The organism is Mucilaginibacter achroorhodeus (assembly GCF_007846095.1).
GTDB lineage: Bacteria > Bacteroidota > Bacteroidia > Sphingobacteriales > Sphingobacteriaceae > Mucilaginibacter > Mucilaginibacter achroorhodeus.
In genome coordinates, this window is record NZ_VOEI01000005.1 from 314,057 (window position 1) to 325,740 (window position 11,684).

Here is an 11,684-nt window from a genome sequence, read left to right on the forward strand (position 1 = left end):
AAATAGTTAACGATTATCAAAAGCATTGAAAAAATCATTATACCTGCTTGATTATATTTTATAAGACTTGAGCCTAAAATTCGATACTGATTAGTCATTTTTGATTTATTGGAATCTTTCTTATTTGGCTGAAATGTTTTTGATCTGTGAATTAATAGGAACATTTTATTAAAGTGGATAACTTTACAACTTTGTAACCTTACAACATTTTAACGGTTAAAATTCAACAAAACATTGGCTAAAGATACATTTTTTCAGAAAAAGACGACCATAAATGCCGGCGGCAAATTGATTGATATGACCTTGCCAAAGGTGATGGGCATTATCAATACCACGCCCGATTCTTTTTTTGCCGATAGTCGTAAGACTGAGACTGATGCCATTTTACAGCAAGCGGGGAACATGTTGAGCGAAGGGGCCGACTTTTTAGATATAGGCGCTTATTCGTCCCGACCGGGTGCTGCGGATATATCCATACAGGAAGAAACTGATAGACTATTACCGGCTGTTGAAGCCATCGTTAAAGAATTTCCGGCAGCGGTTATTTCTATAGATACTTTTAGGGCTAACGTAGCGGAAACGGCTATCAAAGCAGGGGCGCATATCATTAATGATATTAGCGGGGGCAGTTTAGATGAGAATATGTTTGCAACCGTTGCAAGTTTACAGGTGCCTTATATATTGATGCACATGAAAGGTAATCCTCAAAATATGCAAGCTTTAGCCGAATACGACGATGTGTTTGCCGAGGTGTACGATTACTTTGTTAAAAAAATATACGCGCTTAAGCAATTAGGTGTGCATGATATCATCATCGATCCGGGATTCGGTTTTGCAAAGAAGCCGGAACATAGTTATGCTTTGATGAACAGGATGCAGGAGTTTGAACGCTTGCAATTACCATTATTGGCGGGTATCTCCAGAAAGAAAATGATCTACGGCTTATTAGGCGCTACGGCTGCAGAAGCGCTGAACGGAACGACTGCACTTAACACCGTAGCGCTAATGAAAGGAGCCAACATACTACGGGTACACGATGTAAAGGCGGCGCTTGAGGCTATTACCATATTCAAAGCCACAACCCTGGGCTACAATTCATAATTAAGCTTGTATGAGAAGATACTTTGTTTTCGGTTTATTGATTGGGCTTTTTGCTGGTTTGCATGAAGCCAACGCTCAAAAAGTTGAGATTGTAAAGGACGAATATATTTTTACCGATGCGCCTTTTAAGGCTTGCCACGCATCTACCATTGTAAAGCTGGGAAACGGGAAATTATTAGCCGCGTGGTTTGGCGGAACCCAGGAAAGTAATCCGGATGTTTGTATATGGACGGCCGAAAACGACGGAACAAAATGGTCATCTCCCGTGAAAGTAGCTGATGGCATACAGCCGGATGGTAAAAGATATGCTTGCTGGAACCCGGTTCTATTTAAAGCAGCCAGCGGTACCCTTTACCTTCACTATAAAATAGGCCTCAACCCACGTGAGTGGTGGGCGGTGTATAAAACATCGAATGATGATGGCAAAACGTGGTCGGCGGCAACAGCTTTGCCAAAAGGTTTTTTTGGGCCTATCAAAAATAAGCCGGAGCAATTGGCTAACGGAGATGTCCTTTACCCATCAAGTACAGAAAGCCCGGATGAGAAAACCTGGCAGATACATTTGGAAAGATCTGATGCCGCTTTAAAAAAATGGGAGAAGATCAATATTGATTGTGATACATTTCAGCTTATCCAGCCATCCATTTTAAGGTACTCTAAACAAAAATTGCAGTTGTTATCGCGCAGCAAACAAAATGTTATCGTACAAAACTGGTCTAATGATGACGGTAAAACCTGGAGCAAATCTACCTCAACGGCTCTGCCCAACCCAAACTCCGGCAGTGATGCCGTAACCGTAAAAGGTTACCAATTGCTGGTATACAACCCGCTTACAGCCGGCAAAAACTGGTGGGAGGGACGATCTATTCTTAAATTAGCTGTCTCTAAAGACGGCGAACACTGGAAAGACCTGTACACTTTTGAACAACACGACAAAGGGGAATACAGCTATCCCGCCATTATTGCTGATAAAACAGGCAACGTTTACGTAACCTATACGCACGACAGGAGCCGCATAAAATTTGTGCAGCTACGATTTATAAAATAACATTATTTTATGCGTGTATACTCCCAGCTCGGCCCGTCCGCAGCGGATGTACCGATGATAAATGTATTTTCCTTAATGCTGAAGACGTCAGCGTAATCCGGATTAGTCAAGACTATTTTGCCAAACTTTGTGCCTTCTTGTTCACCGGTAAAGCTAAGCGTGTAGGTCCCTTGTTTTTCAACCTTATTATTAAGGTATTTAGTGTAGGTTTTGTCAGATCTGAAAATGTACCTGTCTCCGTTGCCGGGATTGTAACTTTGTGGTTGTATCCAACCTGTCATATAGGTTTTAAGTTCCCAGGTACCAACCACTTCGCCGGGTGTTGATTTAATAGCGTTGTCTTTTTTACATGCTGAAAGAGTAATGATCAGTGCCAGGATGAACAGATAATTTTTCATATAAAGTTTAGTTTATATCATTACGCATCCATTAGCATTAACGCAACACCAAAATTTAATTATTGATGATTGGAGAATTTGTAAGCTCCAGGATAGAGTCTACATACTCGCGGGTGTTGGCTAAGCGCGGTACTTTATGCTGCCCGCCTATTTTGCCTCGGTTTTTCATCCAGTTAAAGAAGGTGTTTGGCTGCACTGAACGAACCAGCGGCCTGCGTAAAGCCATATCTTTAAAACGCTTGGCATCATAATCAGAGTTTACTTTGCGAAGTGTTTCATCCAGCAGGTCAACAAAGCGTTCAAATTCTGCCGGGTGTTTTTCAAACTCGATCAGCCATTCGTGCGCGCCACACTCATTATCGCTGAAATAAACCGGCGCCGCAGTATAATCACGTATGATAGCACCTGTTTTAGAGCAGGCCTCGGCAAGGGCTCGTTCTGCATTGTCAATGATCACCTCTTCGCCAAAGGCATTGATAAAATGCTTGGTACGACCGGTTATCTGTATCCTGAAGGGCGAAAGCGATGTAAATTTAATAGTGTCGCCGATCATGTATCGCCACAAGCCGGCATTGGTGCTGATGATGAGCGCATAGTTTTTATTGAGTTGAACCTCATCGAGCGTAAGCGTTTGCGGGTTCTCATCGCGCAGGTTCTCTAACGGTAAAAACTCGTAGAAGATACCATAATCAAGCATCAAAAGCATATCGCCCGGTTTTTCAAGGTCCTGTATGCCAAAGAAACCTTCAGATGCATTATAGGTTTCCAGGTAATACATATCAGTTTTCGGGATCAGCTTCCTGAACTGTTCGCGGTAAGGTGTAAATGCAACAGCGCCGTGGAAGTAAAGCTCCAGGTTTGGCCAAACTTCTAACAAATTGCTTTTACCGGTTATTTCAAGGATGCGTTTAAAGAGCAACAAATTCCAGGTGGGTACGCCGCTGATGCTGGTTACATTTACATCTTTGGTGGCGTAAGCCATCTTTTCTATCTTTTCCTCAAAATTTTCTAAAAGGGCAATATCCAGGTGTGGGGTACGATAAAACTCTGCCCACAAAGGGAGGTTTTTCATGATCACTGCCGATAGGTCGCCAAAAAAAGTATCGGTATTTAACTGCCCCACCTGGTGGCTCCCGCCAAGCGTTAAACTCTTCCCCGTAAAAATGCGCGCGTTTGGGCGGTTGTTAAAGTAAAGCGTAAGCATATCCTTCCCTCCTTTAAAGTGGCACTCCTCCAGCGACTCTTCACTTACCGGGATAAACTTGCTACGATCATTTGTGGTGCCCGATGATTTTGCGAACCACCGTATCTCTGATGGCCAAAGCACGTTTTGTTCACCTTTTAGCATCCGCTCTATGTAGGGCTTTAGGCTATCATAAGTTTGAATAGGTACCCGTTCTTTAAACTGGGCAAGGTTCTCAATACTTTTATAGCCATATTTTTTACCCCATTCTGTATTTTCTGCACCGGCAACCAGTTGCTCAAACCATTCTTCCTGTACTTCATTGGGGTATTTCATAAAAAGCTCTATCTGGTGGATACGCTTTTTCATGAACCAGGTAAATACAGAATTAAAAATGGTCATACTGTTGGCTTATGGTTCATGGTTGATAGTTCATGGCTGCTAAAGTGTTACCATGAACAATGATCTATTGGTTATGAACTTCTCAAATATATAAGTTACTGAGGAAATACTTTTCTTTTAAGCACAAAGTTTGCACCCAGGTAAACTTTACGCACCAATTCGTTTTCGGCCAACACCTCCGGCACGCCTGATTCCAATATCTTACCCTCAAACAGCAGATATGCACGGTCGGTTATGCTTAGGGTTTCCTGCACGTTGTGGTCGGTTATGAGAATGCCGATGTTGCGGTGCTTAAGCTTGGCAACCATGGATTGGATCTCTTCAACAGCAATAGGGTCTACACCGGCAAAGGGCTCATCCAGTAAAATAAAGTTAGGTTCTGCAGCAAGGGCGCGGGCAATTTCAGTTCTGCGGCGCTCGCCGCCTGATAGCAGGTCACCGCGGTTTTTGCGCACTTTATGCAAGCTGAACTCGTCTATCAACTCTTCCAATTTATCGCGCTGTTTTTCTTTGCTCATTTTGCCCATCTCCAGCACGGCTTTGATGTTATCCTCAACAGAAAGCTTACGGAAAACAGATGCCTCCTGGGCCAGGTAACCAATACCTTTTTGGGCACGGCGATACATCGGGTCGGTGGTTATTTCTTCATCTTCGAGAAAGATCTTACCCTCGTTAGGTTTTATCAAACCTACTATCATGTAAAAGGAAGTAGTTTTGCCGGCACCGTTAGGCCCAAGCAAACCCACAATTTCGCCCTGCGACACGTTGAACGTTACATCGTTTACAACGGTACGCTGCTTATATTTTTTTATTAAATGCTCGGCACGTAATATCATATGTTGAGAATTCAAAATTCAAAAGTAAAAATTCAAAATATACAGGCCTTATTTAGGCAGACTTTGAACTTTTTAATTTCGACTTTTTACTTAAACCTAATTCCTTTTATGTTCAGTTGTATACTGCGTTGTTCGCGCCATACGTTTTCTTCAATGGTATAACAAATATCAAACGGAACGCCGTTTTTCAATTCGGGCAAAAGTTCGCCATGATTAAATGCTATACAGCTAAAACTTGGTGAACCCGGCTGCATCACAAACATTTTAATGTGCTTGGCGCCAACCAAACCGGCAGCACCGCTAACATACACATTTCTGGTCATGAAAACCGGCGCCATGTTCTCAGGCCCGAAAGGTGCAAACTGGTTCAATATCCTGAAAAATTTGGGCTCTATTTCTGCCAGATCGATCTCTGCATCAATACTGATCTGCTGCACCAAAAGTTCATCCGGAATGGTAGAACTTACAACCTGCTCAAATTTTTCGATAAAGGCAGGAACATTTTCCGGCTCCATAGTTAACCCGGCGGCATATTTGTGCCCGCCAAACTGGATGAGCAGGTCGCTGCAACCGCAAAGTGCCTCATAGAGGTCGTAACCCAAAACCGACCTCGCCGAGCCTGCGACATGCCCGTTTGAGCGGGTGAGCACCACGGTAGGGCGGTAGTACTTTTCAGTAAGCCTTGATGCCACAATGCCAATTACACCCTTGTGCCAGTTATCATTAAAAACCACAGTTGATTTACGGGCGATCAGAACATCATCATTATCAATAATGCTTAAAGCCTCATCGGTAATTTGCTGGTCGTGGCCTTTGCGCTCTACGTTGCGCAAGTTTATCAGGTCGCCTTTTTCGCGGGCGTCATCTTCATGGCAGGCAATCAGTAGTTGCACAGCATGCTTGGCATCATCAATACGGCCAGCCGCATTAATGCGTGGCCCCAACTGGAAAACTACATCAGAGATATTGTAGTCCTTTGATTTACCTGCCACCTCCATCAGCATCTTAACGCCTACGCACGGGGCTGCATTTATCTTAGCCAAACCTAAATGCGCCAATACGCGGTTTTCGCCGGTTACATGTACGATGTCGCAGGCAACGCTTATGGCAACCAAGTCCAGGTATTCCGCTACTTCTTCAAATGGTATATTATGTATTTCGGCGTAGGCCTGCACCAGCTTAAACCCAATGCCGCAGCCAGAAAGTTCCTTGTAAGGATAATCGCATTGCGGCCGTTTCGGGTCTAATGTGGCAACAGCATCCGGAAGCTCATCGCCAGGCAAGTGGTGATCACAAATAATAAAATCAACGCCCAAAGTGTTGGCATAAGCAATTTTATCAACCGACTTGATGCCGCAATCCAAGGCAATGATAAGGCTAAACCCGTTTTCGGCTGCGTAATCAATACCCTGCGTGGATATGCCGTAACCTTCTTTATACCGGTCGGGGATGTAATATGCTATCTGGCTGTAACGTTTGCTGAAAAAGCTATATACCAATGCAACGGCCGTTGTGCCGTCGACATCGTAATCACCATAAATCAAAATCTTTTGATTTTGGGCGATGGCCTCATCAATTCGGGCTATGGCTTTTTCCATGTCTGCCATCAGGAATGGATCGTGCAGATGAAGCTCGCTTGGGCGAAAGAAATAACGGGCTTCTTCAAAACTGGTAACGCCGCGCTGTACAAGTATATTGGCAAGTATGGTGCTGATGTTAAGATCCGCGGCTAAATTTTTCGCCGTTTCGGCATCTGCTGCATCTTTCAACACCCATCTTTTGTTCATACTTATATCAATGTTTAAAAGGTATAAAGATAGCTAATGGTTGATTAACGCGGATGTGGTAGCGAAATTTTAAGCGCCTGTAAATAAAATGCATTGAACTTACCTGCCGCTGAGCGACTGATATTTGGTGCCGTTTGCAGGGTCTACCGCGTTGAGGATATTCATGGCTGCAATTTTATCCGGTGGTGCCGCACCGCTAAAAATGGAAACCAATTCGTTATTCTTGGCCGTAAAGAAAGCCAAGGGGAAGTATGACCCTAAGCGTTTTCGGTCTACTTCGGTGAGCACCGGCAGTATCGAGCTGATGTATTTGCGGGCCTTGCCAACGTTATCAGCCATCATATCCAAACCATTGCGGTGATAGTTATAGATAAACTCGCGCAGGTTATTGTAGATCTTATTGTTGAGGTTCTCAACCAGCCAGTAGCGGTTAACGTTGCTGTTATCAAATCCCTTCCATCCGCGATAAGATGAAGTTTGTGCGTTTATGGCAACCGTTTGTGCATTTAAAAAGTAAGGTGTACCTCCAAATTTGCCAAACGAATCATAATCCATGCCTACAATAATGTAAGCGTAGAATGCCATTACAGAACTTAGATTGCTTTGAAAATTCTGGTCGGTGTAATCAATAGTTTGGCCGTCGGTATAAGTGAAATCTACGTCCTTATCATTTATGTTAAGCAGGGTAGTAGTGTAGGTAGCGTTATAAACCGGTCTTGATGATTGTACTTGCAACTCTCCGCTAAAGCTGCTGCTGCCATCCCAATTGGTGATGTTTAATACAAAGTTGCAATCTATACGCTCGTTGGGCGCAATATCATCAGCGCTCCATTTGCGTCCGTTTAAAAAATCGCGCATAGCACGCTCCAAGGTTTGGAAGATGCGAGTATTAGTTACCTGTATTTTTGGAGCAACAACCTTTACACGTGCGTTTAAGTCCTGGGCGTTTGCCTTTGTAAAGCAAAACAGGGCAAGCAATGTAAAGGTTAAAAGTCTCTTCATTTATTTAGTAGATCTACAACCGCTAAGCATATGTCGTTTGCTACCTCTGCTTTACTTTTAAGCTCAAAGGTAGTTTTGTTAAGCTGGCGGTCTATCAAAGTTACCTTATTGGTATCACTCTTAAAACCCGCGCCACTGTCATTTAACGAGTTTAACACAATTAGGTCCAGGTTTTTCTTTTTCAGCTTATCGATGGCGTGCTGTTCCTCGTTGTTGGTCTCCAGTGCAAAACCAACCAAAACCTGGTCATCACGTTTTTGCTGGCCGAGCGTTTTAAGGATATCCGTTGTTTTCTTAAGCTCGATATTAAAATGATCTTCGGTCTTTTTTATCTTTTGCTGCGCCACATGTGCCGGTGTGTAATCTGCCACGGCCGCACACATGATGCAGGCGTTGGCACTATCGAAGTTCTCCAGGCAGGCATCAAGCATCTCGGCAGCGCTGGTTACATCAATGCGTTTAATGCTTTTATACTCGCTTTTTTGCGCGGTTGGCCCGGCTACTAAAATAACATCAGCCCCCTGTGATGCCAGCTCGTCAGCTAAAGCAAAGCCCATTTTTCCTGAAGAATGATTGCCAATAAAACGTACAGGATCAATCGCTTCATAAGTAGGGCCCGCTGTAACCAATACCTTTTTGTTTACCAGCGGAAGCTTTTTTCTGATATCGGCCTCTAAAAAAGCAACTATCTCTTCAGGCTCAGCCATGCGGCCTTCTCCGTACAAGCCGCTTGCCAATTCGCCGCTTCCTGGCGGTATCAATATATTCCCGAACGATTGCAGTTGTGCAATGTTATCTCGCGTAGCGGTATGCTTCCACATATCAAGGTCCATTGCAGGGGCAAAATATACCGGGCATTTAGCTGATAGATATACAGCAGTAAGGAGGTTGTCAACCAAGCCATTGGCCATCTTAGCCATCGTGTTGGCACTTGCCGGCGCAATGATCATGGCATTACCCCAAAGACCGAGATCCACATGGTTATCCCATTCACCGGTTTCGGGGTCAAAGTATTGGGTGTGTACAGGGTTTTTTGATAGGGTAGATAAGGTAAGAGGGGTAATAAAGTTAGTACTGTCCGGGGTCATCACAACCTTTACATTGGCGCCGGCCTTAATAAGCAGCCGCACCAACGTAGCGGCCTTGTAAGCCGCAATGCTGCCACTAACTCCCAATAAAATGTTTTTACCTTCTAACATCATTTAAAGTAAAAATTAAAAAGTCAAAATTCAAAAGAAGGTAAACCTTGCAATTTGAATTTTGACTTTTAAACTTTTGAATTAGCCTGCGGCTTATAATTCTTTAGCTTCTTTAGCCGGGTTACGGTAGTAGATCTTGTTATCTAAAAACTCCTGCACAGCTACCAATGTTGGTTTAGGCATTTTTTCGTAGTGTTTAGATATTTCTATCTGCTCGCGGTTCTCAAACACCTCTTCAAGGTTATCGTTTGATGAAGCAAATTCAGACAGCTTTTGGTGTAACTCTTCTTTAATGTTATTTGATATTTGGTTAGCACGTTTAGCCATGATCACCAAAGATTCATAGATGTTGTCTGTCTTAACATCCAGCTCACGCAGGTCGCGGGTTACTGTGCTGCTTGCTACAGCCGGTTTGTTTGTGTTATTAGCGCTCATATCTTTTATATTGCTATTAATATATTAGTTCTTATGGTATTTTTTGGAATGTTCTGTCTTTAATTGATGGCGGGGTGGTCTTTGTAGTATCCTTGCTCATCATTTTCTCTGCAAACTTTCTGTCTACGGCAGCCTGGGCAAGCACACGCTTGTTACGCTCAATGCCATAGCGGCTATCTCTAATATAGTCGTTCGCGCTTTTTAGGAATTTGCTGTTAGGGTACTTTTCAGTAAACTGTTCTGCATAATCTATAGCCTGCTGGTAGCGCTCTTGCTGTTTTATCTCATAGCTGATACCGGCATATTTGTATTGCGCTTGTATTGTTAAGTATTCAAGCTCTTCTGCATATTTGGTATCAGGGAATTCGCGCAGTGTATTATTAAATGCAATAACGGCCGACAGGTAATCGCCTATAGTCAAATAAAGTTTTGCATTGGCGTAAGCCTTTTGCTCCAATTTATCGCGCAGGTTCTGTATCAGTTTACCGGCTTCAGTTACACGGTCGCTTTTAGGATACAGGTTAATAAACAATTGTAAAGCCTCAATAGCTTTCTCCGTATTCTCCTGGTCTAATGAATAAATAGGCGAATCGAGGTAAAAACAGTAAGCAGCGATGAAGCGGCACTCCTCAGCACGAGGGCTTGACGGGTATGAATCAGCAAAGTTTTTAAAGTGATACCTGGCTGATGTATAATCCTTAAGCCTGTAGTTTGTATAAGCGTAATAATAAAAAAGATCCTCAGCCTCGGTACGGCCACGGTAACGCGGGGCAAGGTCTTCAAATAAACCAAGCGCTTTAGCGTAGTCCTTTTTGTTGTAATACTTAATGGCCTCCTGATATTTCTTAGCGTTATCATTACTTGCCTTAAGTTTATCGTACTGGCTTTTACAACCAGCCGCCAACACACTAACAGCTATAATACCGACTAAGAATATACGGGTCAGTTTTTTAAACATTTTGCAAAGATAAGTTATTAGTACAGAATGGGCAATTATTTATTTAGGCTACTAAGATAGTTGGTTACTTACATACTATATATATGTATACCCCGCATTTAACATCTTTTAACGTTGCCCCAGCATTTGTATGATTGCCGCCTCAAATTATTCTTCCTTATATTATATACATAGACTACCGCGAACTGTGTTTTCCAGGGTTGCCTGTATCAGTGCAGCTATATAGTTATATATATATGGGCGTTCCCGCTGACTGACGGGCCGCGCTATCCGCTCATACGCCTGCAGGCCTTAACCACCGGCCGGTATACGCTATTATCGCTAACGCAGCGTCCGTAGCCAATAACCATTAAAAACGCTTTAAATTCCATCTACTACATATCGCACCTTGAATCTTATGATTAAAGGATTATATGATTTTTAAAGCAGCTAAAAGATTGTGAAGATACATATATAGCTATGGCCATTTTAAAGGAGCTATCCTTTGGAGAGGGTATAGGGCGACGCTGCATCGGGCAATAGCGTTATATATGGAGCTTAGATAACTTTTTGTTGCTCATCATCAGCGTGTTAAAGGTACACTAACGCTAAGTCGGTAAAAATGTTTGCAAAAATGAAAACCTTGCGTACCTTTGCAGCCCGCAAACGATCAAGGTAACTATCGGGAAGCGGGACGTTCTCTGAAAAGAAAAACAAACTTTAAAAATTTGAAAATAAAGTTTGCAAACCAACAAAAAAGCTGCTACCTTTGCAGCCCGCAAGAACGAGAGTGATGGCGGTTGTTTTTTGAAGGTAATGGATGTAAAGGGGGTATAAGATAAGCTTTAAAAAAAGTTGAAAATAGTACTTGACACGAATGGTAAAAAGTTCGCATCTTTGCAGCCCGCGAAAGAGGGAAAAGACCTCGAGTAGGGTTGAAAAACGGAGCAAAATTATTTTAAAATAATATTTGCGAAAGAGAAAAAAGGTTGTACCTTTGCAGCCGCTTCGGAAACGAATGAAAACGAAGAAAGGAGAAAGCCACAAGGGTTTTCTAAGAATAAAAGATTGAAATGTTGAGGCCGCAACGGCTGAAAATATAGAAAGCGGATCCGTGAGGTGAAGCGATAAGTTCTTAAAGGTAATAGAAAAGATAAAGAATGCAGCGTAACAGCGGAAGAACGAACCCAAGGTTTCGGAAGCTGAGATGAAAGTAGATAGGGATAATGTAAGAGAATAATATTTTTACAGATTTCTATTGATTGAGTTAATAGGGTCTGGATACAAACAACACATTTTACAATGGAGAGTTTGATCCTGGCTCAGGATGAACGCTAGCGGCAGGCCTAATACATG

10 protein-coding genes are annotated in these 11,684 nt (G+C 42.9%); 2 read left to right on the plus strand and 8 right to left on the minus strand.

The annotated features are described in order from the left end of the window. Positions 1-234 precede the first annotated feature (234 nt). Together folP and FPZ42_RS15115 are read left to right on the plus strand one after the other, a co-directional pair. A complete protein-coding gene (folP, locus tag FPZ42_RS15110; protein ID WP_146272575.1) occupies positions 235-1,101 on the plus strand; it encodes a dihydropteroate synthase in 867 nt (288 codons plus the stop codon). Positions 1,102-1,111: 10 nt separating this feature from the next. Then, positions 1,112-2,149: a sialidase family protein gene (locus FPZ42_RS15115; protein ID WP_146272577.1), complete on the plus strand. Its 1,038-nt coding sequence runs from the start codon at positions 1,112-1,114 to the stop codon at positions 2,147-2,149. A gap of 2 nt (positions 2,150-2,151) precedes the next feature. Here the strand turns inward: FPZ42_RS15115 and FPZ42_RS15120 are convergent, their stop codons facing one another. The 8 genes from FPZ42_RS15120 to FPZ42_RS15155 all read right to left on the minus strand — a co-directional run bounded on the left by FPZ42_RS15120 (position 2,152) and on the right by FPZ42_RS15155 (position 10,349). Continuing rightward, the gene (locus FPZ42_RS15120) at positions 2,152-2,547 is read right to left on the minus strand and encodes a hypothetical protein (protein WP_146272579.1); all 396 of its coding nucleotides are present in this window, start codon (positions 2,545-2,547) and stop codon (positions 2,152-2,154) included. 55 nt (positions 2,548-2,602) lie between these two features. Further along, entirely contained in the window at positions 2,603-4,132 is a 1,530-nt protein-coding gene (locus FPZ42_RS15125; RefSeq protein WP_146272581.1) for a GH3 auxin-responsive promoter family protein, read from the minus strand. Between the two features lie 95 nt (positions 4,133-4,227). Next, complete coding sequence (gene lptB, locus FPZ42_RS15130) at positions 4,228-4,968, minus strand: LPS export ABC transporter ATP-binding protein (RefSeq protein ID WP_146272626.1); 741 nt, start codon at positions 4,966-4,968, stop codon at positions 4,228-4,230. A gap of 86 nt (positions 4,969-5,054) precedes the next feature. Then, complete coding sequence (recJ, locus tag FPZ42_RS15135) at positions 5,055-6,755, minus strand: single-stranded-DNA-specific exonuclease RecJ (RefSeq protein WP_146272583.1); 1,701 nt, start codon at positions 6,753-6,755, stop codon at positions 5,055-5,057. Between the two features lie 99 nt (positions 6,756-6,854). After that, a complete protein-coding gene (gene porD, locus FPZ42_RS15140) occupies positions 6,855-7,757 on the minus strand; it encodes a type IX secretion system protein PorD (protein WP_146272585.1) in 903 nt (300 codons plus the stop codon). Beyond that, on the minus strand, positions 7,754-8,956 hold the full coding sequence (gene coaBC / locus FPZ42_RS15145) for a bifunctional phosphopantothenoylcysteine decarboxylase/phosphopantothenate--cysteine ligase CoaBC (RefSeq protein ID WP_146272628.1): 1,203 nt from the start codon (positions 8,954-8,956) through the stop codon (positions 7,754-7,756). Before coaBC ends, porD begins: the two co-directional genes overlap by 4 nt. 93 nt (positions 8,957-9,049) lie before the next feature. Next, complete coding sequence (locus FPZ42_RS15150) at positions 9,050-9,391, minus strand: DNA-directed RNA polymerase subunit omega (RefSeq protein ID WP_146272587.1); 342 nt, start codon at positions 9,389-9,391, stop codon at positions 9,050-9,052. 31 nt (positions 9,392-9,422) lie between these two features. Continuing rightward, complete coding sequence (locus FPZ42_RS15155; RefSeq protein WP_146272588.1) at positions 9,423-10,349, minus strand: outer membrane protein assembly factor BamD; 927 nt, start codon at positions 10,347-10,349, stop codon at positions 9,423-9,425. Between the last annotated feature and the right edge of the window lie 1,335 nt (positions 10,350-11,684).